This window comes from Marinobacter shunpengi, from assembly GCF_045449715.1.
Taxonomy (GTDB): Bacteria; Pseudomonadota; Gammaproteobacteria; order Pseudomonadales; family Oleiphilaceae; genus Marinobacter.
Map to the genome: position 1 here is coordinate 67,881 of NZ_JBJJLA010000018.1, position 24,702 is coordinate 92,582.

The following is a 24,702-nucleotide window of genomic DNA, read 5'->3' on the forward strand; positions in this document are numbered from 1 at the left end:
AAGGCAGGCGGTGACACCGGCCCCGATTCAGGCGACCGGGGTCCGCATGGTGACGAACTCCTCCGCGGAGGTGGGGTGGATGCCCAGGGTGCTGTCGAAATCCGCCTTGGTGGCACCGCACTTCAGGGCGACACCCATGCCCTGGATGATCTCGCCAGCATCCGGTCCGACCATGTGGGCGCCCAGGACCCGGTCTGTGTCGCCATCCACCACCAGCTTCATCAGGCTGCGCTCATCGCGACCGCTGAGGGTATGCTTCATGGGGCGGAACTCGGACCGGTAGATGACCACCTTGTGGCCAGCCTCTCTCGCTTCCGCCTCGGTAAGCCCGACGGTACCAATGCTGGGCTGGCAGAACACGGCGGTGGGAATGTTGCGGTAGTCCATTTCCCCTTCACCATCCCCAAACAGCCGGCGCGACAGGACCATGCCCTGTGCCAGGGCGACCGGCGTCAGTTGGGGGGTGCCGATGACGTCACCCAGGGCGCTGATTGAAGGAGCGGCGGTGTGAAAGGTTTCGTCCACCCGGACATGGCCGGAGGCCGTGAACTCTACCCCGAGGGCTTCCAGCCCCAGGCCGTCCGTCAGGGCACGACGGCCTGTAGCCGCCAGTACCAGCCCGGTCTGCATCACACTGCCGTCGGACAGACTGACGGCGTAGCCGGTCCCCGACTCTTCCACGGCATTGATGGTCGTGTTGAAACGTAGCCGGATACCTTTCTTCTCCAGCTCACCCACCATGAACTGGCGGATATCGTCATCGAAGCCCCTCAGGAAAAGCTCGCCCCGGTAGACCAGGGTGGTTTCCACGCCCAGCCCGGCCAGAATGCCGGCAAACTCCACGGCGATATAGCCACCGCCCCAGACCACGGCCTCCCGGGGTAACTGCGGCAGGTAGAACATCTCATTGGATGACAGGATCAGCTCCCGACCGGGGATATCGGGGGTGGAGGGCCAGCTTCCGGTGGCCACGGTAATGTGGTCCGCGCTCAGTTCCCGCTCTCCGATGGCCACGGTATGACCGTCCTTCAGGGTGGCGGTGCCCTGGATAATGGTGACACCGGCGCCTTCAAGGAGCTGCTGGTAAATGCCATTCAGACGCTCGATTTCCGCATTCTTGTTGGCCACCAGGGTCGGCCAGTCGAACCGAACCCCGTCACCGGGAACCTGCCAGCCATAGCCGGCGGCGTCCTCAAGGTCTTCCCGGACATGGGCCCCGTAGACAAACAGCTTCTTGGGAACACACCCCACATTGACGCAGGTCCCTCCCAGATATCGGGACTCAACGATGGCAACCCTGGCGCCCTTCTGAGCCGACATGCGGGCCAGACGTACGCCGCCGGAACCGGCACCAATGACGATCAGATCAAAATCCCGGGATTCGGACACGTGGACTCCTGTTCAAGTTTTTCTGGATATTATTCGCTGGCAGCCAACGGCGGAGCGTCTGCATCCCTGAACAGTACAAAATCCTCGTAGTCCCCTAACCGGATGGTGCCAAGGCTGCGAAACCCTTCCGATTCGTAGAACGGCAGGTAACGACTGTTGCCGGTATCCAGCACCAGACCATTGCCCCGTGGATTCTGGGCACACAGCCTTTCGACGGCGGCAAGCAGCATGCGGCCGAAGCCGCGATTCTGATACTTCGGATGCACTCCCATCAAGGGCAACTGGAATGTGTCGCCCTCCGGCAGCATGCTACGGATCTTTTCGTGATAGTCCAGATACCGCCTTGTGGACGCGAAACCCGCGGTCAACACCATCCGCAGACGCCAGCTCAACTGCTCGGCCAGATTGAGCCGTAACTCAGGCGCGCCGATAAAGGCAACCGCCACCAGGGTGTTGTCCGCCATGATGCCGATGGCTTCCTGGTTCAGTTCGAAGTACAGGTTCAGCAGTTCGCGGATGGTGGCACGGACCCGTTTCTCGTACCCGGGTTTGCGGTGGTCGAACAGGTACTGAAAGGTGGGTTCGTGCCGATAGGCCTGAAACAGTATGGACTTGGCCTCGTTATAGGCGCTGTCGTCCAGCCGGACGAGGGAAGGTTCGCGAACAGGTTTTTTGTCGTTATCGGTCGCTGTCATGCCTTCTGCCATTACCGTGGTTCCGTTGGAGGTCGCAAGGGTCAGCCGTTGCGGATACTTTGTCCCATATTCATTCAGATTGCCAGTGTGAGACGAACGGACACGACGCCTGGAGTGTCCCGGCGATCCATGGCCGCCTGGTCGATGAGGATGCCGTGGTTGCTGCTCAGGCCCTCAAGCCATGCCGCCACCTGGGTAAAAGGCACATCCTCCAGCCAGACCCGGATGGCATCGTCACCACTGGGTTCGAACCGCTGCAGATCCAGTCCGGCCTCCCGGGCGGTGGAGGTCACGGTCGCCATCAGTTCACGGCCATCCGCCGGCTTTTGCGCGCTACTGGTGGCGTTGCCGGTTTTTCCGGACAGCTCCCGGAGGGTAAGGCGGTTCTCATGCATCCACGCCAACAACTCCTCGGCATTCTCCCGGGCTGTCAGAGCCTGGTCATGGTATTGGTCGATGGGGCGCCAGATGGCGAAATAGACCAATGCCAGCATGATGGCGAGGGTCATCAGCTTGAGGGCTTGCTGGTCACGCCGTGGAAGATGGTCGTAGCGTGTGACCAGTCGCTTGACCGACGGACTTTCCATAAGTTTGCTGAGCACGGTTAACCTCCTGATACCGTCAGACGGGCACGGGTGCCATCGGAATCGTTGACCACCGAACCGACGCTGGCCTCAAGGCCCTGATCCGCAATACTGGAGCGCAGCGCATTGAGTTTCTCGTAACTGTCGGCACGGACATCCACCACCAACTGGCCGCGGGAGCTGGTGTAGTTGACGGAATTGAACTCGATGGTCTGGTTGCCCGCCAGTTGCCGGTATTGCTGGCCGGTATGTTTCATCAGCGGCAGGAAGCCGGCATCGGCCCCCTGCTCACCCGCCACTCGCATCTGCGCCTCCACCATGCGTCGGACATTACGGGGGGTGGCACGGCGGTCATCCGGAAACGCCTCGTGGTAGATGGCCATGGCCTGCTCTTCCACGGCGGTGGCCTGCTGGTTGTAGTAGTAACCCATGGCGAGCTGACCGCCGAGCAGCAACACGAACCAGGTGGCGGCAATGGCGATGGCCGGCTTCCAGGGCCGAAGCGCACCACCCTCACCGCTGTCGGGGGCGTATTGGCCCTGGCAGAGGTTGATGGGATTCGCTGCATGATGGTAGTGGGCGCTGGCGAGAAGCTCGATAATGGCCCCCTCCATGGGCTCCCGGTGTACACTCAGCCGAGGCGTACCGACCAGGGCCGACACCAGTTCCTCATTGGCGGCGAAAGCATCATCGGTGCCATAGACCACCACCTGTACCTCGGCTGCCACCTCGTCTTCCTTGGGAATGGCCAGGGTCTGGGCAAAGACGGCCAGGTTCTCGGCCCGCATGGTCATCCATTCACCACGGCGGGAGGCCACCAGTACCAGGTCCTCGCCAAGACAGACGGCCCAGTCGTTCTCCTTCAGTGGCACCAGTGCCGCATCCGGGTAGATCGCCTCCAGTTCCACACCTTCCCAGTCGAGGAAGGCGTTCAGCCACAGGCCCATGCGCTGGTGGTCAATGGCAGCGACCCGGTAACCCTCCCCGCCTTCGTCCTGGCCACCAAGGGCCAGGTGCACCGAATCCACATCCTGGGCGAGCTGTTCCTCCACCGCGAAGGGAAGCGCCTGGCGGATAAACCGCGCCTGTTTGGCGGGGATGTCGGCGAAGCAGAACAGGGCTTCGTCCCCGGGGATCAGTCCGATCAGGCGCACCCCGTCCAGGGAGTTCTGACTCAGGGCATCCTCGATGGCCTCCCGGGGTTCCCCTGCGCCGGTGCTCTGCAGGTCGCCACTGGCGTCCAGCAATACCCAGTCGAAGCGGGGCTCCGCCGCCGGATTGTCTGCGGCGTAGGGCACAGGCCTGGCGTAGAGGTGATATGACATATCGTGCGTCCTTGTGTTCTATTCCTCGGTCACCCCGTAGGGCTCCTTGGTGATTCTGTGCTTTTGCCCGGTGTCGCGGCTGACCACCGAAAACTCCCCTTCCCGGGTGCGATAGACCGTACTGACCAGATTGACCACGCGTTCATCCCACGTAATCCGGGATACCACATCGAAAAACTCCGAACTCACCTTCAGCCCCTGGGGTTTCAAACCCAGCCCGGCGAATTCCGGCAGCGCGGTAAAGTCGCTGGTCGTCAGGAACCGCTCCTCTTCCCGACGCTCGATAACCGCCTCGGCCTGGGCGTCAGTAATCTGTTGGTGGAGAGAGCGGATGACCTCTTTTGAAGCCATGTTAACATTGATTCCGGTACCGGAAACGGGAAGTGCCGCAACATGTGGGCGTAGTGCCTGGTAGATTTTCTCGGTCATCCCTTCGATCAGTCGTAACTCGGTAACACTGGCAAAAGGCTGGTTACCGGCCCGGTATGGCGGATCCTTCATCAGGTACTGGCCATCCTCCGCGCCATAGGCGGATATGGGCTCCTCATCCGGATCGACCCAGTCCACAAAGGCATCCACATGGACATCGGTAATGCCCAGCACCATCAGCAGGCGCAGCAGTCGTTCCCGGGTAGTCTGGTCAATGGCGCCGGTGGGGCTGACCAGGTCGTTCAGGTTGATACGTCCGGACAGGTCGTCGATCTGCACCTCGGCCACGCCACCATCGTCCAGGGGCAGTACGGCTGAGTGTTTCCACCACAGCTCATCGGTGCTGTCGACCTGTTCATTGTTCTCCCGGTCAGTCTCCAGGTCCTGGAACAGGATCTGTTTGGCGAAGGCCTCGGCCCCCAGCGCCACGTTATAGCCCTGGCTCTGGGCCAGGAAATGGCCGGCACGGAACACCCTGACACTTTGCTGCTGGACCATACCCGCCGCCATCATGACCACCAGGGCCATGGCCAGCAGGACCATGATCAGGGCCATACCCTGTTGCTGACGACGGATGGACGGCTGCTGAACCGGGGAAAGCGAGGTCACGTTCCACCCCCCGTCTGCCCATTGTCTGCGTTCTCCCCGTTCTCGTCGCCGTCTTCGGCCTCCTCCTCGTCACCCTGCTGGTTGCCCTGGGTGATGTTGGTCTGGGCCTTGGTGACATCGAAATCGGGCATCAGGAACAGTCGTGACAACTCTCCGAAGCGGTCATGTTCTAGTGTCACCTCCACCGCCATGGGCAGGGGGATGACGGGAGCACCGGGGCCGCTGGGAATACCCTGATTGGGGGGCGGCCAGGCATCCTGCCAGTCGCGGTTCTCGTCCATGAAGCGAACAGTGAATGCGGTGACATTGGAAAGTAGCAACTGGTCCCGGCTTTCCTCTTCCTGGGGCTGGTCCAGCATCACCCAGTAGCGGCGGCGAACCTCGTCCCCGGTGTACTCCCAGGCGCTGCGCTGAAGCTCGCTGCGTTGCTTGCCCAGGGGATTGCGCCACCCCTGGTGCGTCACCAGCAGTTCGAACTCCTCCCCCTGGGAAGTCATCGCCGGCTCGTAGTCGCCATAGATATTGCGAATCGGACGACTGACCACCTGTCGCAGGTCCCTTTCCAGCAACAGGAAGGTTTTCTGGAGGCCTTCGAACTCTTCCGACACCGCATCCACGCGGTCACGGGAGGTCACCACACTGGACATCACCTGCCACACACCAATCCCGATGACGGCAGTGATGGAAACGGCAATCAGCACCTCCATCAGCGTGAAGCCGCGCTGTTGCGCCCCCTTCCCGGGAAAGGTTCTGGCTGTCATGGTGGGCCGGGGGGGAATCACAACGTCTGCTCCGAGTCCCGGATGAACCCGGACAGGCTCTGGATCTGGGCGGGATCGCCCTGGCTCCGGTAGGCTTCGATATTCACTTCGACCCGACGCATCGTGGGTTCGTCGGTGTCTGACACTACCGTTACTACGCGCCAGCGGCGACCAGCGTACTCGACTTCTTCGCTGTTTTCCGAGACGGAGGGGAACTCCTCCTGCAGCCGAAGTTCATTCATACGATTCCCGGCCAGCCAGGAGGCCAGGGTCAGGTCCCGTACCCGCTCATAGCTTCCCATGTACTGGCTGCCCACCTGCGAAGCTGCGGTGGCAATCAGCCCAAACACCATCAACGCCACCAGCACTTCTATCAGGGTAAAACCGCGCTGTCGCATCAGAAATTGCCCCCGTCATCACCTGGGGTTTTCATGTCAATCTCGTTGAGGCCATCGGATTCCAGGCGGTAGATCTGATCCGGCGACATGGTTGCCAGGAACTCCAGCTCAAATGGCGTGGTTTCACCGCTGGAGTAGAACACGATATCCGGGCGGAGCCGGTTTTCCTCGTCCTCGTCGTCCTCTCCCTTCGCCAGGCGGGGAATATCCCCGTTGGTAAACAGGGTGACACTCATCCATTCCGGAAAGCCCCTGCCCTGGAACAGCCGTGCACTTTCGCTTGCCCATTCCCGCTCCAGTTCGTCAAACACCACGAACCGGTACCCCTCTTCATCAATGACCAGCCCCAGCTCCTCGCTATTAAGAATGGCCTGCTCCGAGGCCGTCTGCATGAGCACATAGAGTTCGCGGATCTTGCTGGTCATCTCCCGCTGTTCCCGGCCGCCGCCGAGATTGACAATGGCCAGGGAGGCCAGCAGTCCCACCAGTACCAGCACCACCAGGATTTCGATCATGGTGAAGCCGGACTGGCGGGGTTCGCGATGGCTCAACGGGCGGCCTTTATGAGTCCAGATCGTGGACACTGATGTCCGCTGCGTCACCATCACCGCCTTCCTGGCCATCGGATCCGTAAGAGTAAAGGTCGTAGGCACCTTCCGCACCGGGGCTCATGTACTGGTACTGGTTACCCCATGGATCTTCCGGAACACTTTTGAGGTAGCCGTCCGGGTTCCAGTTCTTGGGTTCCGGCGAGCCGCTGGGACGGTTGACCAGTGCCTCCAGCCCCTGCTGGGTGCTTGGGTAATGGCTGTTATCGAGACGGTAGAGATCCAGGGCGTTGGCAATATTGCTCATCTGGGTCTTGGCGATGGTAACCTTCGCCTGGTCACTGCGCCCCATGATATTGGGGGCAACCACCGCGACCAGAAGGCCGAGGATGACCATGACCACCATGATCTCGATGAGGGTGAACCCTCGCTGGTTCCGTTGTTTCATCGTCATTGCTCTCTTTCCTGTTTCAGGGTTCGACTTGGCTTGATTGGAATCGATTATTGTTATTCGACCTTAGGCAAACGATCCGGTGGATGGTTCACCCTACAAGGTTACTCATGTTCAGGATCGGTAACATGATGGCCAGCACAATGATGAGTACCACCACGCCCATTACCAGGAGCATGAGGGGCTCGAACAGGCCGACCATGGCCGCGATCTTCGACTGGAGGGTATTCTCCTGCATGCGGGCGGTGCGCTCCAGCATACTGTCCAGTTCGCCACTGGCTTCGCCGCTGGCGATCATGTGCAGCATCATGGGCGGGAAATAGCCGGTCTGCTCCAGTGCCTTGTGAAGGCTGCCCCCTTCGGACACCTTTTGTGCGGCGTCCCGGAGCTTTGCCCGCAGGTGATCGTTACCCAGTACCTCGCCGGCAATGCGCATGGCCTCCACCAAAGGTACACCGCTGGTGGTCAGGATACTGAGGGTGCTGGCATAGCGGGCAGTATTGATGCCCCGGACCATGCCCTTGGCCAGGGGGATTTCCAGCAGCGATTTGTGGAAACGGCGCCGGTTGCCTTCCGTACGCAGGGAAATACTGAACGCCACGCCCCCGATAATCATGGCCAGCAATAGCCAAATGCCGTAGCTGGACAGGAAGTCCGACACATTGAGCATGGCCTGGGTCAACGTTGGCAGGTCCTGCCCCTGTTTGACGAAAACCTCGATGATATCGGGCACCACGTAGGTCAGCAGGAACACCACGATGGCGATGGCCACCACGGTCAGGATGATGGGGTAGATGGCCGCAAGCTGGATCTTCTGGCGTGCCTCCTGCCGGGCCTCGGTGTAATCGGCCAGCCGGTTCAGGACCAGGTCCAGGTGGCCTGCGTGCTCGCCCGCCGCCACGGTGGATCGATACAGGCGGGGAAAGGCCCGGGGAAACTCGCCCAGGCTGTCCGCCAGGGTATAGCCCTCCATGACCTTGGCCCGGATGGCAATCAGCATGCTCTTCATGGCCGGCTTCTCGGACTGCTGGGCCGCCGCTGACAGGGCCTGCTCAATGGGAATGCCGGACTGGATCAGGGTGGACAGTTGCCGGGTCACCAGCGCCAGGTCGGAGGCACTGAGGCTGCCCCGGCGGCTGAAGGACGCGCTCTTGCCCTGTTTTTCCGTGGCCGGCTCCACCGCCAGGGGGGCCATGCCCTTTTCCCGCAACTGCTGGCGAACCGCACGGGCGCTGTCCGCCTCGATCACTCCACTGGCCTGCTTGCCGCGCTTGTCCAGCGCCTTGTAATCGTAGGCTGGCATCAGCGGCTCCGGTGGGTTACACGGAGGACCTCTTCCACCGTGGTCACGCCGCTGAGGATCTTGTCGACCCCGTCCGCGTGGATACTGGGCCCGGACTCACGGGCCACCTTTTCCAGGTCCAGCTCGCCGGCACGCTTGTGAATCATCGAACTCATGGCATCGGTGATCTCCACCACCTCATAGATACCGATACGGCCTTTGTAGCCCAGGTTGTTGCAGTGCTCGCAGCCTTTGGACTTGTAGATGGTGGGCGGATTGGCCGGATCGGCCTGGATGAAATCGCATTGCTCCGCCGAGGGCACGTAGGGCTCCTTGCATTCCTGGCACAGCACCCGAACCAGCCGCTGGGCCACCAGCCCCACCAGACTGGAGGAGATCAGGAATGGCTCGATGCCCATGTCCATCATCCGGGTAATGGCGCCCACCGCGGTGTTGGTATGCAGGGTCGACAGTACCAGGTGACCGGTCAGACTGGCCTGTATGGCGATTTCCGCCGTTTCCAGGTCACGGATCTCACCGATCATCACCACATCCGGGTCCTGGCGCAGGATGGCCCGCAGCCCCCGGGCGAAGGTCATGTCCACCTTGGTGTTGACCTGGGTCTGGCCAATGCCCGGCAGGTTGTATTCAATGGGGTCTTCCACCGTCAGGATATTGCGGCTGCGGTCGTTGATCTCCTGCAGACCGGCGTAGAGTGTGGTGGACTTACCGGAACCGGTGGGGCCGGTAACCAGCAGGATGCCGTAAGGGCGCTTGACCATCTTGCGCAGGGATTCCAGGTCGCGCCCCTTCATGCCCAGGGATTCCAGCTTGATATTGCCGGCATTCTTGTCCAGCAGACGCAGTACCACCCGCTCGCCACTGGCGGACGGCATGGTGGACACCCGGATATCCACCTCGCGGCCGGCCACCCGCAGGGCGATTCGACCGTCCTGGGGAATCCGCTTCTCGGCAATGTCCATCTTGGCCATAACCTTGATACGGGACACCAGCAGGGGCGCCAGCGCCCGCTTCGGCTGCACCACTTCCCGCAGCACCCCGTCCACCCGGAACCGGACCACCAGCCGCTTCTCGTAGGTTTCGATATGAACATCCGAGGCACCGGACTTCACCGCCTCCGTGAGGATGGCATTAATCAGGCGGATAATCGGAGCATCGTCCTCCTGCTCCAGCAGATCCTCTGTCTCAGGAACTGACTCGGCCAGGGAGGCCAGGTCCATGTCGTCGCCAATGCCTTCCACCATCTGCATGGCTTCGGCGGAATCGTTCTGGTAGGCGCTGTTGAGGGCCGCATCGAAATGATCGGGGTCAATGGACTCGAACCGGGCACGCCCTCCGCTGATCCGGTTGGCTTCGGCCAGGGCACTGTGCGGGGCACCGGGGCGCACCAGGATCACCGTATCGCCTGAATCGTTGCGGGTAAGGATCACCCCGTTGCGTTTGGCGAACGTGAAAGGAAGACGGCCCAGCGGAGCATCCTGCGGCTGGATTTGCGTTTCAGTAGTCAAGATCATCCCCGTGTGTCAGTACGAATGGTCGCCCGGGGGGCAACCCCGATCAAGTGACAGCCATTCCTATTATTATTCCCTGTAGCTGTGAAGGCTACCACAGGTTTAAGCGCCCGCTGAATAACTCAATACACTATAATGTCCGCTAACCTGTTACATTGTGATGGGCGTCTTTTTAAGGAAGAACGGCGGCGTTTTTTGATGAAGGTCACCGGATTGTGCGGCACTGCCCATCAGCCGAGGAGGCCCGTCAGGCGCTTCCAGCCAAGCAACGATAAGGATAGACATGTCTGCTTTAACTGCCAGGCTGCCCCTGATAACCGCATTGCTACTCTCCGTGGCCATGGTTGGCTCGCTGGGGTGGCAGGGATACCGGTTCTGGGAACAGGAACAGACCCAGCAGGGCCAGTCGACGGCCCAGACCGCTGAGGTGACCCGCCCTGCCCGGCAACAGCCCCAGGTGCAGCTCGAGAACGTCGAGATGTTCGGCCAGGCTGCTGCCGAAGGCGCCACTGCCGACCAGAACACCGAAGACCTCCCGGAAACCAACCTGCGCCTGTTCCTGCGTGGCGTGCTTGCCGGCAACGAGAAACAGCCTGGTAGCGCCCTGATCGAGGATGACAGGAACCGTACTGAGGTCTATATCATTGGTGATGAACTTCCGGGAAATGCCAAGTTGCGCTCGGTTCACGCCAACCGGATCATCATCGAGCGCGGCGGCAAACTGGAAAACCTGTACTTCCCGGAAACGGACGATTCCCGGGGGGTCGAGCTGGCAGCCATAGACAATGGCGTCCAACCGGACCCGGCCCAGGCCCAGCGGAACGGAGCCGGTCCGGCCACCAGCCAGTCCCGGGCACCATCCACACCCGAGGCCACCGACGAGCGACGCAGACAGATACGCCAGCGGCTGGAAGAGCTGCGTCAACGGCTCAGGGACCAATAGCAATGAGGTAGCTTCATGGGACAAAAGCGGCCAGCGCCCAGACGCAGCTCCCTGCTACTGGTCGTTGTGTTCTCCGCTTTTGTCACCGCCTTCGAGCTGGGCCCCGAACTGCTCCGGTATATTGAACAGGAATACGGCACCGACGCCCGTGCACGGCTGGAAGACTGGGAGCGCCTGCACGCCATTGCCAAGTCCGCCCCACCCCGCCGGCAGGTAGAACTGGTCAATTCTTTCTTTAACCGCACCCCCTTTGTCAGCGACCTGAAGCACTGGAACCAGGAGGACTACTGGGCGACACCGGTGGAGCTGCTCGCTACCAACGGCGCTGACTGCGAAGACTTCTCCATTGCCAAGTACCTCACCCTCCGCGCCCTGGGTATCCCCGACGACCAGCTACGGATCGTCTACGTAAAGGCCCTGGAACTCAACCAGGCCCACATGGTCCTCGCCTGGTATCCCTCGCCCGACGCTGACCCTCTGGTGCTGGACAACCTGATCAACGATATCAGACCCGCATCCCGGCGGACCGACCTGGAACCCGTCTACAGCTTCAACGGCGAAGGCCTGTGGCGCATCAGCGGCAGCCGCACCAAACGCTCCGGCACCGCCGAACAGCTCAGCCACTGGCGCTCATTACAGGACAGGCTGACTGAAGTCATGAAGTAGTCCGATTCCCATTCCAGCGCTTGCAGATTAGTCACTTCTGCTTTACGTTAACGTAAACGTCTGCAAGAAACGAAACCATGACCTCAAAACCCCAGTACACCATCAGCGACCTGGCCCGGGAATTCGACGTCACCACCCGAACCATTCGCTACTATGAAGAATCCGGCATGCTCGCCCCGCTGCGGGACGGACAGACCCGACTCTACAACGACGCCGACCGGGTCAAACTAAAGCTCATTCTCCGGGGCAAGCGCCTGGGCTTCAGCCTGTCCGAATCCCGGGAGCTCATTGAGATGTATGATCCAGATTCCGATAACCGTCATCAGATCAATGCATTACTTAATAAAATTCAGAAACGACGTGAACAGCTTGAAGCCCAGCTGCACGATATCCGGCTTATGCAGGACGAACTGGACGAGGCCGAGGCGAAGTGCCTGGAGGCCTTATCGGATTGTGAAGAGGCCTGACCTTAACTAACACAAGAGGCATAACAACAATGAGCCACTACACCACCCTCAACTTCAACCACGGCGAAACCCTGGACACCCTGAGGGACCAGGTCCAACGCTTCGCCCGCGACCAGATCACCCCCATCGCGGACAAGACCGACCGTGACAACCAGTTCCCCAACGACCTCTGGCCCAGACTGGGCGACATGGGCCTGCTGGGCATGACCGTCAGCGAAGAGTACGGCGGCAGCAACATGGGCTACCTCGCCCACGTCATCGCCATGGAAGAAATCAGCCGTGCCAGCGCGAGCATCGGCCTCAGCTATGGTGCCCACTCCAACCTCTGCGTCAACCAGATCCACCGCAACGGCACCGAGTCCCAGAAACAGACCTACCTGCCTGGACTCGTCAGCGGCGAACACATCGGCGCCCTGGCCATGAGCGAACCCAACGCCGGCTCTGACGTCGTCAGCATGAAGCTGCGGGCCGACAAAAAAGGCGACCGCTACATCCTCAATGGCAGCAAGATGTGGATCACCAACGGCCCGGACGCCCATACCTACGTCATCTACGCCAAAACCGACCCCCAGGGCGGCCCCCGGGGCATCACGGCCTTCATCGTCGAACAGGACTGGAAAGGCTTCAGCCGGGGCCCCAAGCTCGACAAACTGGGCATGCGCGGCTCCAACACCTGCGAACTGATCTTCGAGGACGTGGAAGTACCCGAAGAGAACATCCTCGGCCAGGAAGGCGAAGGCGTGAAGGTACTCATGTCCGGCCTGGACTACGAGCGGGTGGTGCTGTCTGGCGGCCCCACCGGCATCATGCAGGCCTGCCTCGACGTGGTGGTGCCCTACGTGCACGAACGAAAACAGTTCGACCAGCCCATCGGCGAGTTCCAGCTGGTCCAGGGCAAACTGGCCGACATGTACACCGAACTGGCCGCCAGCCGCGCTTACCTCTACGCCGTAGCCCAGGCCTGTGACCGGGGTGAAACCACTCGCAAGGACGCCGCCGGCGCCATCCTCTACACCTCCGAGCGGGCCACCAAAATGGCCCTGGAGGCCATCCAGATCCTCGGTGGCAACGGCTACATCAACGACTACCCCACCGGTCGCCTGTTGCGGGACGCCAAGCTCTACGAAATCGGCGCCGGTACCCAGGAAGTCCGCCGCATGCTGATCGGCCGGGAACTGTTCCGGGAATCCAACTGAGGTCGCCATGGCAATACTCCACAGCACCATCAACACACAGTCCGAGGAATTCCGTCAGAGGCGGGAAGCCATGGATGCGCTGGTCGCCGACCTGCACACCCGCCTCGAACGAGTGGCCGAGGGTGGCGGCAAGGCCATCCAGGAACGGCACCTGAGCCGGAATAAGCTGCTGCCCCGGGACCGCATCAACCGCCTGCTGGACCCGGGATCGCCCTTCCTGGAAATCGCCCCCCTGGCCGCGGACAACGTCTACGATGACGATGTGCCTGCCGCGGGCATCATTGCCGGCATCGGCCGGGTCGAGGGCGTGGAATGCCTGATCGTGGCCAACGATTCCACCGTCAAGGGCGGCACCTACTATCCGCTCACGGTGAAGAAGCATATCCGCGCCCTGACCATCGCCGAGGAAAACCACCTGCCCTGTATCTACCTGGTGGACTCCGGCGGCGCCAACCTGCCCCAGCAGGATGAGGTGTTCCCGGACGCCGAACATTTTGGCCACATCTTCTACCGCCAGGCCAACATGTCCGCCAAGGGTATTCCGCAGATTGCCGTGGTCCTCGGCCTGTGCACCGCCGGCGGCGCCTATGTGCCGGCCATGGCGGACGAAAGCATCATGGTGAAGGGTCAGAGTTCCATCTTCCTGGCCGGCCCGCCCCTGGTGAAGGCCGCCACCGGTGAATCCGTGTCCGCCGAGGAACTGGGCGGCGCCGACGTGCACTGCAACATCTCCGGCGTTGCCGATCACCTGACCCATACCGAAGAGGAAGCCCTGGAACGGGCCCGCCGCTGCATCGCTAACCTGAACCACGAGCCGAAACACCACCTGACCACACAGCCGGTGCGGGACCCGCTCTATCCGCCGGAGGAACTTCACGGGGTGGTGCCGGCGGACCTGAGGACGCCCTACGATGTCCACGACGTTATCGCCCGACTGGTGGACGGTTCCGAGTTTGACGAGTTCAAGGCCGGGTACGGCGCGACCCTGGTGTGTGGCTTTGCCCACCTGTATGGCCATCCCGTGGGTATCGTTGCCAACAACGGCATCCTGTTCTCCGAGTCGGCCCTCAAGGGCGCCCACTTCATCGAACTGTGCAGTCAGCGTGGTATCCCGTTGATCTTCCTGCAGAACATCACTGGCTTCATGGTGGGCAAGCAGGCGGAACATGGCGGCATTGCCAAGAACGGCGCCAAGATGGTCACCGCCGTGGCGTGCGCCCGGGTGCCGAAGTTCACGGTCATCATCGGCGGCAGCTTCGGCGCCGGTAATTACGGCATGTGCGGGCGGGCCTATAACCCCCGATTCCTGTGGATGTGGCCCAACGCCCGAATTGCCGTCATGGGCGGTGAGCAGGCCGCCGGAGTGCTGGCCGACGTCAAGCGGGCCGGCCTGGAGCGCAAGGGCCTGAGCTGGAGCGATGACGAGGAGCAGGCCTTCAAGCAGCCGGTCATCGACCAGTTCGAGGAGCAATCCAGTCCCTATTATGCCTCCGCCCGCCTGTGGGACGACGGCGTCATTGATCCCGCCGATACCCGCCAGGTACTGGGCCTTGCCCTGACCGCCTCCCTCAATGCCCCCGCCGAAGACACCCGCTTCGGCGTGTTCCGGATGTAAGGAGCTTCCCATGACCGAATCCGCTGTTACCAGCCATACCGATCAACGCGGCGTCACCCGCATTACCCTGAATCGTCCGGACAAGCGTAACGCCTTTGATGACCGCATTATCACCGAGCTGACCAACGCCATTGGCGACGCCGGTGGGAACGACGACTGCCGGGTGGTGGTGCTGGCCGGGGAAGGCAAGCATTTCTCCGCCGGTGCCGATCTCAACTACATGAAACGGACTGCCGAGCTGAGCCAACAGGAGAACATCGACGACGCCCGTCGCCTGGCCGGCCTGATGCAGACCCTCGACCGCCTGGACCGCCCCACCCTTTGCCTGGTCCAGGGGGCGGCCTATGGCGGTGCCCTGGGGCTGATCTGCGCCTCGGATATCGCCATCGGCACCGAGTCCAGCCGTTTCTGCCTCAGCGAAGCCCGCCTCGGCATTACCCCGGCCGCCATCGGCCCCTACGTGGTGCGTACCCTGGGCCAGCGCCATGCCCGGCGGTATTTCCAGACGGCGGAGGTGATCGAGTCCGACCGGGCCCAGGCCCTGGGCCTGATCCACGAACGGGTACCGGATGACCAACTGGAGGCACGGGCGGAAGACCTGATCACCGCCCTGCTCCGCAACGGCCCCGTGGCCATGGCCGCCGGCAAGGAACTGGTGACTCAGGTATCCGGTGGCCCCGTCTCCGACGACACCCTCCAGTACACCGCGGAACTCATCGCCCGGCTGCGCACCGGCGGCGAGGGGCAGGAAGGTCTGGCGGCCTTCTTTGATAAACGTACTCCGGACTGGGCGGTAACCTCATGACGCACCCGATCACAACACTGCTGGTGGCCAACCGGGGGGAGATCGCCCGGCGCATCTTCCGGACCGCAGAAGCCATGGGCCTGTCCACCGTGGCGGTATATTCCGACGCGGACGCGGGCGCGCCCTTCGCCAATGAAGCGGACATTGCCCTCCACATCGGGCCGGCGGAAGCCACCCGAAGCTACCTGGACATTGACCGCATCATCACCGCCGCCCGCACCAGCGGAGCGGACGCCATCCACCCTGGCTACGGTTTCCTGTCGGAGAACACCGACCTGGCCGCCGCCTGTGAGCGCGCCAACCTCCGATTTATCGGGCCGCCTGCCGAAGCCATTGCCGCCATGGGTTCCAAGAGTGCGGCCAAGGCACTGATGGCAGAAGCCAGCGTGCCCCTGGTGCCGGGCTATCATGGCGACGATCAGGATCTCTCCGTATTCGAGGAGGAAGCCAAACGTATCGGCTTTCCGCTGCTGATCAAGGCGAGTGCCGGCGGTGGTGGTAAGGGCATGCGGGTGGTGCGGGACGCCAGCGAATTGCGTTCCCAGGTGGAAGCCGCCCAGCGGGAGGCCCGGTCATCCTTTGGTGACCCCCGGCTATTGCTGGAGCGCTACCTGGAAACCCCTCGTCATGTGGAGGTCCAGGTACTGTTCGACCAGCATGGCAAGGGCCTTTATCTGTTCGACCGCGACTGCTCCGTGCAGCGCCGGCACCAGAAGATTATCGAGGAGGCCCCCGCGCCGGGTATCCCTGAGGATGTCCGCCAGGCCATGGGCGAGGCCGCCATGCGCTGCGGCGAGGCCATAGGCTACGTCGGCGCCGGTACGGTGGAGTTCCTCTATGAGCCGGAAAGCCATGAGTTCTTCTTCATGGAGATGAACACCCGCCTGCAGGTGGAACATCCCGTCACCGAGATGGTAACGGGCCTGGACCTGGTGGAATGGCAGATCCGCATCGCCAATGGTGACGCCCTGCCCTGGGCCCAGCAGGACCTGGCCTGTACCGGCCACGCCATGGAAGCCCGCATCTACGCGGAAGACCCGGACAACGACTTCCTGCCCCAGACCGGGGTACTCCATACTCTCCGTGAACCCGTGGACACGGATTTCGTCAGGGTGGATTCCGGCGTATCGACAGGGCTGGCCATTACCCCCTGGTACGACCCCATGCTGGCCAAGGTCATCGCCCGTGGAAAAAACCGGGAAGAAGCCCGCCTCAATCTGATCCATGCCCTGAACCGATACCACGTGGACGGCGTGGTACTGAATACGGAGTACGTCAGTCGCGTGTTGCAGCAGGACGCCTTTGCCCGGGGGGAACTGACCACCCGTTTCGTGGAAGTCCACCGGGAGGCACTGGCCAGCCCCCTGTTCTCCCCGTGGGCCCGGAGTCACCTCAGCCTGATGGGTTGGCTGGACAACGTCGGGGCGTTAACGGTGACCGATGACCGGGATGTCTGGAACAACCTGAAAAGTTTCCGCTTGTCCGGCACCAGCGGTCAGCCGTTCGAACTGGACCTGGAGGGCAACCGCCTTCACGGCCACTACCGGATCGAGAATGGGCACGACTCCCGCGGCTGTGTGTTAGCGACCTTTAATGACGAGGAAACCCTGGTCCGCTGGTCGCGAATGGACGATGGCACGCTGGATGTCCGACTCTCCGGTCGCCGCGTCAGGCTGGATACGGTGTCCAGGGGTGATGAACTGTCGGTGTTTGCCGATGCCGCCACCTGGCATGTGCGGGTCAACCATCCGGAGGTGGTCGAAGGCACGGCAGCCGCCGAAACCGAGCTGATGGCCCCCATGCATGGCCGGGTAACGGGGGTATCCTGCCAACCCGGGGATGCTGTGAAGGCAGGGCAGGCCCTGCTCACCATGGAAGCCATGAAGATGGAACATACCCTGAAGGCGGGTTTTGATGGCACCGTGGAGGCCATTCACTGTCAAACCGGTGATAGTGTGGAAGCCGCACAGGTGCTGGTAACCCTGGAAAAGTCGGAGGAGTGAACCATGGGCGATGATCGGGTAACCCTGGTGGAAGTAGGCCTCCGGGATGGCCTGCAGAACGAGAAGACGCCGGTCTCCCCGGAGCAGCGGGCTGAGTGGTTCGATGCGCTGGTGGGTGCCGGCCACCGCCGGATCGAAGCCGGCAGCTTTGTGTCTCCCAGATGGGTGCCGCAGATGGCGGGGACGGACAAGGTGATGTCACTGATCCGCAAACCGGATCATGTCACCGCCGAGGTATTGGTACCCAACCTGAAAGGGCTGGAAGCGGCCCTGAAGACGTCGGCTGAGGTGGTGGCGGTGTTCACCGCTGCCTCGGAGAGTTTCAACCAGAAGAACATCAACTGTTCCATCGATGAAAGTATCGAGCGGTTCCGGCCGGTGGTGGAAGGTGCCCGGGCGGCGGGCCGACGGGTTCGCGGTTATGTGTCCTGTGTGGTGGGCTGCCCCTATGAGGGCCGCATTGCCCCGTCACAGGTGGCCCATGTCATCCAGCGCCTGCTGGCACTGGGGGTGGATGAGATTTCCCTGGGCGACACCATTGGCGTCGCCCGCCCCCGGGAGATCCATGCCCTGCTGGATGCGGTGATCCCGGATACCGGCACAGAAAACCTGGCCCTGCATTGCCATGACACCTATGGCCAGGCCATCGCCAACATTACCGCCGGTCTGGAGCGGGGCATCCGTATATTTGATTCCGCCGTGGCTGGTCTGGGCGGGTGTCCCTATGCGAAGGGGGCGACGGGGAATGTGGCGACGGAGGATGTGCTCTACCTGCTGGAGGGCGAGGGGTTTGAAACTGGGGTGGACCTGGGGAAAATCGCGGCGTTGGGGGCGTCGATCTGTCGGGATCTGCAGCGGGAGAATCCATCGCGGGCTGGGAGGGCGTTAACGTCCTGATTATCTTACTTGGGAGCACGTTATCCCATAATCTGCGAGGCCCACCCGGGAACCGTCGGTACAAATACTTCCCATACCCCATCCTTCCAGGAGGCCACCCGAACATAGGGTTTGACAGTGCTTGAGTTGTCCACCAGGTGAAGCTCATCGGCCAGGCCGACGGAATCGCGGATATTGGCAAACGTCCGGGGAACCCGGCTGTTGACCTTGTCCTCGGGCACCCTATGGCCGCCGGCAGTGACGCGGGAGGCAACCCGGGCGTTGTGCAGCCCGGTATCTCCCAGGTGGAAATAGAAGATATGGATACGAAAGCCCGCTGCCTTCGCGTTGGCAATGAAATCGAGTTTGGAGGGGTGGGAGTACACGGTCTCGAAACAGAACGTCTGCCCTTCCTCCAGCAGACGGAAGCGCTCTTTCTCGGCGATCAGGGCGGCTTCGTAGCTGTGGGCCTCCGGCTCGGCCGGCCAGAGCGTCCTTGCTATATTGTCCGCGTTGATAAGCGGGATGTTGTAGCGCTTTAAGAAACGCTCGTAGAAAGTTGATTTTCCTGCGCCATTGCCCCCGGCGAGAAGCCAGAGTTCAGGCTGCATGGCCCTGGCCGTTCAGGGGCTCGAAGCGACCGTTGCGGAACTGCCCGGTAATCTTCTGGCCGTCCGGATAGATGGCCTCCAGGTATCCCGGATGACGGTCGGACGCCTGATAGACAATCCGGTCACGGGTGATATGGCGGGACAGCTCACCGGATGCCCGGTCAACCTCCACATCGGCCCAGATATCGTCACTGGTCACCGACTCCGGCAACACCGGCTCCACCTTCACCTTGCGAATACCCTGGCTGATGGCAATCAGGTCCTCCGCACTCACCTCCCCGGCAATGGCCCGCCCGATCTCGGCCCAGAACTCAATCTGCTTGGGCGTGGACCGACGCTGAACCTGGGCTTCCGCAGCCGCCTGGCGAACCAGGGTGTCTTCAAGTCTTACCGGCGTAGTCATGGTACCTCCACGGTATGGTCGACGGTTTGTTTCAGATTACCACGTTTGTAGCAACTTGCAACAGCCGTTGTGCGCCAGAACGTTCTGAGGATGGAACCAAGGACTTTTATATTCACCGAATTACTGCGAAGATCGATAGAACATCAGGCACTCTCGCTGCTCGAAGAGGATCTGCTTTTCCCGGATCGTCGAGCGCCATGAACGGCGCCCGTAGAGCTCTATGACCGCCATGGAAGGCGGGAATGCCGATTTTGCAGGAGCAAAAATCGGCCATGGATGTACTTGCTGGGCGTGTCCGGGAAAAGTATACCGAACCAGAGCCTCTGGCACGGAGTATCAGGCGCGATAACCAGAACAAGAGAGCAACCCGATGCGCAGATGGAACGGCTGGGGTGACGACAGTATCCAGCCACAACTCCCCAAGAACGGCCTCACCTTCCTGCAGGACCGCATCGGCACAGCCGCCCGCCTGCCCGAAGCCCTCCTCGAAGACGTCATCGCCAAGGTGCCGCCCTCACGACTCCCCGATCACCCCCTGATCTCCAAAGACCCCGAAACCCGCATCCGCCATGCCCGGGGCCAGAGCCTGCCAGACTGGCTGGCCCTGCGAAGCGGCCACATCCACACCTACCCCGACGGCGTTGCCCGCCCGGGAGACACGGCACAGGTCCGGGAACTGCTGACATTCGCCCTGGACAACGGTTTCCATGTCATCCCCTATGGCGGCGGCACCAGCGTTGCCGGCCACATCAACCCGATGGCCGGCGACACCCCCGTACTGACCATCAGCCTGGCGCGAATGAACCGCCTGCTGGACCTGGACACCGAAAGCCAGATCGCCACCTTCGGCGCCGGCACCCCGGGCCCATTGGTGGAGTCCCAACTGCGGGCCCGCGGCTACACTCTGGGCCACTTTCCCCAGTCCTTCGAGCTGTCCACCCTCGGCGGCTGGATCGCCAGCCGCTCCAGCGGCCAGCAATCCCTCCGTTATGGTCGTATCGAACAGCTCTTCGCCGGCGGCACGGTGGAAACCCTGTGCGGCACACTGGAAATACCCACCCTGCCTGCCTCCTCCGCCGGACCGGATATCCGGGAGATGGTCCTGGGTTCCGAGGGACGTCTGGGCATCATCACCGAAGCCAGGGTCCGGGTGAGCCCTCTGCCGGAGCGGGAATCCTTCCACGTCATGTTTTTCCCGAGCTGGCACCTGGCCCGGGAGGCGGCCCGGCGCATGATCCAGGCGAGGCTGTCACTGTCCATGCTGCGCCTGAGTAATGAGAAGGAAACGGAAACCCAGCTCGCCCTCTCCGGCCATCCCTTCCAGATTAGCCTGCTGGAGCGTTACCTGGGGTTGCGCGGCGCCGGATCCGGCAAGTGCATGATGACTTTCGGTATCACCGGCAGTCGCCGGCAATGCCGGTTTGCCCTGGAAGAGGTGCGAGGTTTCTGCAAACCCTTCCGTTGTGTCTACATGGGCACCGGCATGGGGCGGAAGTGGGCCGAGAAACGCTTTGCCATGCCCTACCTCCGGGAGAACCTGTGGCAACAGGGCTATGCCGTGGACACCCTCGAAACCGCCACCGACTGGGACAACGTGGATACCCTGATGACCCTGGTGGAAGACAACCTGCGACAGGGGCTGGTGGAGGAAAGCCAGCCAGTCCACGTCTTCAGCCACCTGTCCCACGTCTATCCCCAGGGCAGCAGCATCTATACCACCTATGTGTTTCCGGTGGCCGACAATTACGGCAACACCCGGGCCCGCTGGCGACATCTGAAAGACACCACCTCCGCACTGATCGTCAATAACCGGGGCACCATCTCCCATCAGCATGGTGTCGGCAAGGACCATGCTCCCTGGCTGCCGGTGGAGAAAGGCGAGCTGGGTATGGCGGCGCTGCGGAGCCTGGTCCATACCTTCGACCCCGGGGGCTGCCTGAATCCCGGCACCCTCCTCCGTGAGGACATCGATACCGACGAGCAGTCCGGGTCATGAGCCTGGCCAATCTCGCCCCCCACCATGACGTCATCGTGATTGGCGGCGGCATTACCGGGGCCGGCATTGCCCGGGAAGCAGCCGCGGCAGGGCTGGACACCCTGCTGGTGGAACAGCGGGACTACGCCTGGGGCACCTCCAGCCGGTCCTCCAAGATGGTCCACGGTGGACTGCGTTATCTCGCCGGAGGACACCTGGGCCTTGCCCGTAATGCCGTGCGGGAACGTCAGCGATTGCTGGCACAGGTACCGGGGCTGGTGGACCGGATGCGCTACGTCATGCCCCACTACCGTAAGGGCTTCCCCTGCCCCCGACTGTTCCAGAAGGTGCTGTGGCTGTATGACCTGCTTGCCGGTGAACACCACCGTCAACGAATCGACCCCATCGAAATGCTCCAGTGGCTTCCGGGCCTGTCGACTGACGGCCTGAAGGCGGCATCCGGATTCAGCGACGCCGTCACCGACGATGCGAGGCTGGTCCTGCGGGTGCTGGACGAGGCCCGGGCCCTGGGGGCTGTCACCCGCAACTATACCCGGGCCGTCCGGGTAACGAAGCCCGACGATGCCCCCTGGTCCGTCACCATCGCCGATAACGCCGGGGAGAGTACCCTGTCCGCCTCGCTGGTGGTCAACGCCACCGGGGCCTGGGCGGAAGACCTCTGGCGTCAGGGCCACGGCAGGGAACATATCCGCCCGCTACGGGGCAGTCACCTGCTGTTGCCCTTCGAGCGCCTGCCGGTCTCGGTCTCACTGACCCTGCCGCACCCGGACGACAAACGCCCCGTGTTCATCTTCCCCTGGCTTGGCCGAACCGTGGTCGGCACCACGGACCTGGACCACGATGACGACCTGGCCCAGGAGCCCCGCATCACCCAGCCGGAGATCGCCTACCTCTTCAGGGCCATCGAACGGGCCTTTCCCGCAGCCCGCATCACCAGGGACGAGATCCTGTCCACCTGGGCCGGCGTTCGCCCGGTGGTTACCCGGAACAACCGGCGATCTCCTTCCGCCGAGAGCCGCGAGCACGTGATCTGGGACGAAGGCGGACTGATCTCCGTGGCCGGCGGCAAGCTCACCACCTTTCGCAGCATTGCCCGGGACGTACTGTTGATCGGCTCCCCAAGGTTCCGGGAACTGGTACTGCAGGACGAGGACGCGCCGATTTTCCGGCCCCCTCCGTCCACGGAGCGGCCGCGGTCGATTCCGCACCTCACCTGGCGCCGGTTACAGGGCCACTACGGCCCATCGCTTGGGGATGTGCTGGTGGCAGGGCCGCTGGAAGAGGTCCCCGGCACCAGCTATCTGTGGGCAGAACTACACTGGACCGCACGGCAGGAGTCCGTGGTGCACCTGGATGACCTGTTGCTACGGCGAACCCGGCTGGGGCTGATCTTGCCGGACGGTGCCCGGGCCTTGCTGCCAACCCTTCGCCAGCGACTATCCGCCGACCTGGGCTGGTCGGTCGACACCTGGCAGGCGGAAATCGAACGCTACTTGCACCTGTGGCGAACATCCTATTACCTGCCAGGGGAGCGGGAAACGGCATGACCCAGCCCCTGATCCTCGCCATCGACCAGGGAACCCAGAGCGTACGGGCGCTCCTGTTTGACGTTACCGGAGCGCTGGTGGGGCGGGGTTACCAGCCCATCGAGGCCTACTTCTCCAACCATCCCGGCTGGGCGGAACAGCGTCCGGGGTATTTCTGGGACAACCTCGGGCAGGCGTGCCAGGCGCTCTGGGAAAGCACGGAGGCGACACCCGACCAGGTGGTTGGCGTTACCGTCACCACTCAGCGCGGGACCGTAGTGACACTGGACGATCAGGGGCAGCCATTGCGCCCCGCCATCCTCTGGCTTGACCAGCGACACGCCACGATTGAAGGTCCGCTGCCCGGCCCCTGGGGCTGGCTGTTTCGGGCCACGGGGCTTGAGGACACCATTGACCAGTTCCGCCGCAATGCCCAGGCCAACTGGTTGAGCCAGCATGAATCGGACACCTGGCGAAAGACCCGACACTACCTGTTGCTGTCCGGCTACCTGAACTATCGCCTCACTGGCCAGTTCCGGGATTCGACGGCAGCCCAGGTCGGCTACCTCCCCTTCGATTTCCGCCGCCATCAATGGGCCAGCCAACGGAACTTCAAATGGCAACTGATGCCGGTGCGAAAAGACCAGTTACCGGACCTGGTCCGCCCCGGGGAGCCGCTGGGCCAACTGACACCCGAGGCCGCCAGTCACCTCGGGCTGGCGCCGGGGTTACCGGTGATCGCCGCAGCGTCGGACAAGGCCTGCGAAGTGTTGGGCAGCGGTGGCGTGACTCCGGACACCGCCTGCCTGAGCTACGGCACCACCGCCACCATCAATGTCAGCAATCCACGCTACGTGGAGCCCACCCGGCTGATGCCACCCTACCCCTCGGCCATTCCCGGGCACTATTCCACCGAAGTCATGATCTACCGGGGGTACTGGATGGTGAGCTGGTTCAAGCGGGAGTTCGGCCTGCGGGAGCAACGCATTGCCGAGCAAAGGGGTATCGAACCGGAAGCCCTGTTCGACGAACTGGTCAACCAGGTGCCACCGGGCTCCATGGGCCTGATGCTGCAGCCCTACTGGTCCCCGGGCGTACGGCACCCGGGCCCTGAGGCCAAGGGAGCCATGATTGGTTTCGGCGATGTGCATACCCGCGCCCATATTTATCGGGCCATCCTGGAAGGCCTGGCCTACGCCCTGCGGGAAGGAAAGGAACGCATCGAACGGCGTAGCGGTACGAAAATAACAACCCTGAGGGTCGCCGGCGGTGGTTCTCGCAGTAATGCAGCCATGCAACTGACGGCGGATATCTTCGGCATGCCCGCCGAACGCCCCCACACCCGGGAAGCGTCAGGGCTGGGTGCAGCCATTGTGGCGGCCGCCGGCCTGGGCCTGCACCCATCGGTGGAAGTCGCCGCTACCCGGATGACCCGGGTGGCCGATGTATTCGAGCCGGATCAGCAGGCCTGCGGACTCTACAACCAACTATACCGGGACGTATACCTGCGGATGTACCGGCAACTGGCACCGCTGTACCGCAATATCCGCAGGATTACCGGCTACCCCCGATAGGGCTGCCCCCATCTCAAT

The 24,702-nt window shown here is 62.5% G+C and carries 24 protein-coding genes; 11 read left to right on the top strand and 13 right to left on the bottom strand.

The window, feature by feature from the left end; translation table 11 throughout:
• Positions 1-27: 27 nt before the first annotated feature.
• The 11 genes from gorA to gspE form a co-directional block, all read right to left on the bottom strand.
• Complete coding sequence (gorA, locus tag ACJO3T_RS12760; RefSeq protein WP_406978694.1) at positions 28-1,389, bottom strand: glutathione-disulfide reductase; 1,362 nt, start codon at positions 1,387-1,389, stop codon at positions 28-30.
• Between the two features lie 29 nt (positions 1,390-1,418).
• A complete protein-coding gene (locus ACJO3T_RS12765; protein WP_406963147.1) occupies positions 1,419-2,084 on the bottom strand; it encodes a GNAT family N-acetyltransferase in 666 nt (221 codons plus the stop codon).
• A gap of 74 nt (positions 2,085-2,158) precedes the next feature.
• A complete protein-coding gene (locus tag ACJO3T_RS12770) occupies positions 2,159-2,686 on the bottom strand; it encodes a type II secretion system protein M (protein ID WP_406963145.1) in 528 nt (175 codons plus the stop codon).
• A gap of 2 nt (positions 2,687-2,688) precedes the next feature.
• Positions 2,689-3,993, bottom strand: coding sequence for a type II secretion system protein GspL (gene gspL, locus ACJO3T_RS12775; protein WP_406963143.1), 1,305 nt, complete (start codon positions 3,991-3,993; stop codon positions 2,689-2,691).
• 18 nt (positions 3,994-4,011) lie between these two features.
• Positions 4,012-5,031: a type II secretion system minor pseudopilin GspK gene (gene gspK, locus ACJO3T_RS12780; protein WP_406978695.1), complete on the bottom strand. Its 1,020-nt coding sequence runs from the start codon at positions 5,029-5,031 to the stop codon at positions 4,012-4,014.
• The gene (gene gspJ, locus ACJO3T_RS12785) at positions 5,028-5,792 is read right to left on the bottom strand and encodes a type II secretion system minor pseudopilin GspJ (protein WP_406963139.1); all 765 of its coding nucleotides are present in this window, start codon (positions 5,790-5,792) and stop codon (positions 5,028-5,030) included. The genes gspK and gspJ overlap by 4 nt, the downstream gene beginning before the upstream one ends.
• A 17-nt stretch (positions 5,793-5,809) precedes the next feature.
• Positions 5,810-6,190 (bottom strand): type II secretion system minor pseudopilin GspI, encoded by a 381-nt coding sequence (gspI, locus tag ACJO3T_RS12790; RefSeq protein ID WP_406978696.1) that lies wholly within the window; start codon positions 6,188-6,190, stop codon positions 5,810-5,812.
• Positions 6,190-6,741: a type II secretion system minor pseudopilin GspH gene (gene gspH, locus ACJO3T_RS12795; RefSeq protein WP_406978697.1), complete on the bottom strand. Its 552-nt coding sequence runs from the start codon at positions 6,739-6,741 to the stop codon at positions 6,190-6,192. Before gspH ends, gspI begins: the two co-directional genes overlap by 1 nt.
• A 10-nt stretch (positions 6,742-6,751) precedes the next feature.
• Entirely contained in the window at positions 6,752-7,186 is a 435-nt protein-coding gene (gene gspG / locus ACJO3T_RS12800; RefSeq protein ID WP_406963586.1) for a type II secretion system major pseudopilin GspG, read from the bottom strand.
• Positions 7,187-7,280: 94 nt separating this feature from the next.
• A complete protein-coding gene (gspF, locus tag ACJO3T_RS12805) occupies positions 7,281-8,492 on the bottom strand; it encodes a type II secretion system inner membrane protein GspF (protein WP_406963134.1) in 1,212 nt (403 codons plus the stop codon).
• Positions 8,492-10,006, bottom strand: a complete 1,515-nt coding sequence (gene gspE, locus ACJO3T_RS12810; protein WP_406963133.1) for a type II secretion system ATPase GspE — start codon at positions 10,004-10,006, stop codon at positions 8,492-8,494. Before gspE ends, gspF begins: the two co-directional genes overlap by 1 nt.
• A 280-nt stretch (positions 10,007-10,286) precedes the next feature.
• On the opposite strand from gspE, the gene ACJO3T_RS12815 reads away from it, so the two are divergent.
• The 8 genes from ACJO3T_RS12815 to ACJO3T_RS12850 all read left to right on the top strand — a co-directional run bounded on the left by ACJO3T_RS12815 (position 10,287) and on the right by ACJO3T_RS12850 (position 18,595).
• Entirely contained in the window at positions 10,287-10,946 is a 660-nt protein-coding gene (locus tag ACJO3T_RS12815; RefSeq protein ID WP_406978698.1) for a type II secretion system protein N, read from the top strand.
• A gap of 15 nt (positions 10,947-10,961) precedes the next feature.
• Positions 10,962-11,612, top strand: coding sequence for a transglutaminase-like cysteine peptidase (locus ACJO3T_RS12820; RefSeq protein WP_406963129.1), 651 nt, complete (start codon positions 10,962-10,964; stop codon positions 11,610-11,612).
• A gap of 77 nt (positions 11,613-11,689) precedes the next feature.
• On the top strand, positions 11,690-12,079 hold the full coding sequence (locus ACJO3T_RS12825) for a MerR family transcriptional regulator (RefSeq protein WP_406978699.1): 390 nt from the start codon (positions 11,690-11,692) through the stop codon (positions 12,077-12,079).
• Between the two features lie 29 nt (positions 12,080-12,108).
• Entirely contained in the window at positions 12,109-13,275 is a 1,167-nt protein-coding gene (locus ACJO3T_RS12830) for an isovaleryl-CoA dehydrogenase (RefSeq protein ID WP_406978700.1), read from the top strand.
• Positions 13,276-13,282: 7 nt separating this feature from the next.
• Positions 13,283-14,890 carry a carboxyl transferase domain-containing protein gene (locus ACJO3T_RS12835; RefSeq protein ID WP_406978701.1) on the top strand — a complete coding sequence of 536 codons (1,608 nt, stop codon included), beginning with the start codon at positions 13,283-13,285 and terminating at the stop codon, positions 14,888-14,890.
• 10 nt (positions 14,891-14,900) lie between these two features.
• Positions 14,901-15,695: an enoyl-CoA hydratase-related protein gene (locus ACJO3T_RS12840; RefSeq protein ID WP_406963121.1), complete on the top strand. Its 795-nt coding sequence runs from the start codon at positions 14,901-14,903 to the stop codon at positions 15,693-15,695.
• Positions 15,692-17,698 carry an acetyl/propionyl/methylcrotonyl-CoA carboxylase subunit alpha gene (locus ACJO3T_RS12845; protein ID WP_406978702.1) on the top strand — a complete coding sequence of 669 codons (2,007 nt, stop codon included), beginning with the start codon at positions 15,692-15,694 and terminating at the stop codon, positions 17,696-17,698. Before ACJO3T_RS12840 ends, ACJO3T_RS12845 begins: the two co-directional genes overlap by 4 nt.
• A gap of 3 nt (positions 17,699-17,701) precedes the next feature.
• Complete coding sequence (locus ACJO3T_RS12850; protein WP_406963117.1) at positions 17,702-18,595, top strand: hydroxymethylglutaryl-CoA lyase; 894 nt, start codon at positions 17,702-17,704, stop codon at positions 18,593-18,595.
• Positions 18,596-18,615: 20 nt separating this feature from the next.
• Here ACJO3T_RS12850 and ACJO3T_RS12855 read toward each other — a convergent pair whose 3' ends face one another.
• On the bottom strand, positions 18,616-19,185 hold the full coding sequence (locus tag ACJO3T_RS12855) for an ATPase (RefSeq protein WP_406978703.1): 570 nt from the start codon (positions 19,183-19,185) through the stop codon (positions 18,616-18,618).
• The gene (locus tag ACJO3T_RS12860; RefSeq protein WP_406963113.1) at positions 19,175-19,588 is read right to left on the bottom strand and encodes a TA system antitoxin ParD family protein; all 414 of its coding nucleotides are present in this window, start codon (positions 19,586-19,588) and stop codon (positions 19,175-19,177) included. Before ACJO3T_RS12860 ends, ACJO3T_RS12855 begins: the two co-directional genes overlap by 11 nt.
• A gap of 370 nt (positions 19,589-19,958) precedes the next feature.
• Between ACJO3T_RS12860 and ACJO3T_RS12865 the strand changes: the two genes are divergently transcribed.
• From ACJO3T_RS12865 to ACJO3T_RS12875, 3 genes are read left to right on the top strand one after another with little or no spacing between them, the layout of a single operon-like run.
• Entirely contained in the window at positions 19,959-21,584 is a 1,626-nt protein-coding gene (locus ACJO3T_RS12865) for an FAD-binding oxidoreductase (protein WP_406963111.1), read from the top strand.
• Complete coding sequence (locus ACJO3T_RS12870; RefSeq protein ID WP_406978704.1) at positions 21,581-23,131, top strand: glycerol-3-phosphate dehydrogenase/oxidase; 1,551 nt, start codon at positions 21,581-21,583, stop codon at positions 23,129-23,131. Before ACJO3T_RS12865 ends, ACJO3T_RS12870 begins: the two co-directional genes overlap by 4 nt.
• Positions 23,128-24,684 (top strand): FGGY-family carbohydrate kinase, encoded by a 1,557-nt coding sequence (locus ACJO3T_RS12875; RefSeq protein ID WP_406978705.1) that lies wholly within the window; start codon positions 23,128-23,130, stop codon positions 24,682-24,684. The genes ACJO3T_RS12870 and ACJO3T_RS12875 overlap by 4 nt, the downstream gene beginning before the upstream one ends.
• Positions 24,685-24,702 lie beyond the last annotated feature (18 nt).

What these genes read in the sequence shown, in the direction of transcription:
- ACJO3T_RS12765 (WP_406963147.1), bottom strand. Translation starts at nt 2,084, where the DNA reads ATGACAGCGACCGATAACGACAAAAAACCTGTTCGCGAACCTTCCCTC.
- gspL (WP_406963143.1), bottom strand. Translation starts at nt 3,993, where the DNA reads ATGTCATATCACCTCTACGCCAGGCCTGTGCCCTACGCCGCAGACAAT.
- gspJ (WP_406963139.1), bottom strand. Translation starts at nt 5,792, where the DNA reads ATGACAGCCAGAACCTTTCCCGGGAAGGGGGCGCAACAGCGCGGCTTC.
- gspI (WP_406978696.1), bottom strand. Translation starts at nt 6,190, where the DNA reads ATGCGACAGCGCGGTTTTACCCTGATAGAAGTGCTGGTGGCGTTGATG.
- gspG (WP_406963586.1), bottom strand. Translation starts at nt 7,186, where the DNA reads ATGAAACAACGGAACCAGCGAGGGTTCACCCTCATCGAGATCATGGTG.
- gspF (WP_406963134.1), bottom strand. Translation starts at nt 8,492, where the DNA reads ATGCCAGCCTACGATTACAAGGCGCTGGACAAGCGCGGCAAGCAGGCC.
- gspE (WP_406963133.1), bottom strand. Translation starts at nt 10,006, where the DNA reads ATGATCTTGACTACTGAAACGCAAATCCAGCCGCAGGATGCTCCGCTG.
- ACJO3T_RS12815 (WP_406978698.1), top strand. Translation starts at nt 10,287, where the DNA reads ATGTCTGCTTTAACTGCCAGGCTGCCCCTGATAACCGCATTGCTACTC.
- ACJO3T_RS12820 (WP_406963129.1), top strand. Translation starts at nt 10,962, where the DNA reads ATGGGACAAAAGCGGCCAGCGCCCAGACGCAGCTCCCTGCTACTGGTC.
- ACJO3T_RS12825 (WP_406978699.1), top strand. Translation starts at nt 11,690, where the DNA reads ATGACCTCAAAACCCCAGTACACCATCAGCGACCTGGCCCGGGAATTC.
- ACJO3T_RS12830 (WP_406978700.1), top strand. Translation starts at nt 12,109, where the DNA reads ATGAGCCACTACACCACCCTCAACTTCAACCACGGCGAAACCCTGGAC.
- ACJO3T_RS12835 (WP_406978701.1), top strand. Translation starts at nt 13,283, where the DNA reads ATGGCAATACTCCACAGCACCATCAACACACAGTCCGAGGAATTCCGT.
- ACJO3T_RS12840 (WP_406963121.1), top strand. Translation starts at nt 14,901, where the DNA reads ATGACCGAATCCGCTGTTACCAGCCATACCGATCAACGCGGCGTCACC.
- ACJO3T_RS12845 (WP_406978702.1), top strand. Translation starts at nt 15,692, where the DNA reads ATGACGCACCCGATCACAACACTGCTGGTGGCCAACCGGGGGGAGATC.
- ACJO3T_RS12850 (WP_406963117.1), top strand. Translation starts at nt 17,702, where the DNA reads ATGGGCGATGATCGGGTAACCCTGGTGGAAGTAGGCCTCCGGGATGGC.
- ACJO3T_RS12855 (WP_406978703.1), bottom strand. Translation starts at nt 19,185, where the DNA reads ATGCAGCCTGAACTCTGGCTTCTCGCCGGGGGCAATGGCGCAGGAAAA.
- ACJO3T_RS12860 (WP_406963113.1), bottom strand. Translation starts at nt 19,588, where the DNA reads ATGACTACGCCGGTAAGACTTGAAGACACCCTGGTTCGCCAGGCGGCT.
- ACJO3T_RS12865 (WP_406963111.1), top strand. Translation starts at nt 19,959, where the DNA reads ATGCGCAGATGGAACGGCTGGGGTGACGACAGTATCCAGCCACAACTC.
- ACJO3T_RS12870 (WP_406978704.1), top strand. Translation starts at nt 21,581, where the DNA reads ATGAGCCTGGCCAATCTCGCCCCCCACCATGACGTCATCGTGATTGGC.
- ACJO3T_RS12875 (WP_406978705.1), top strand. Translation starts at nt 23,128, where the DNA reads ATGACCCAGCCCCTGATCCTCGCCATCGACCAGGGAACCCAGAGCGTA.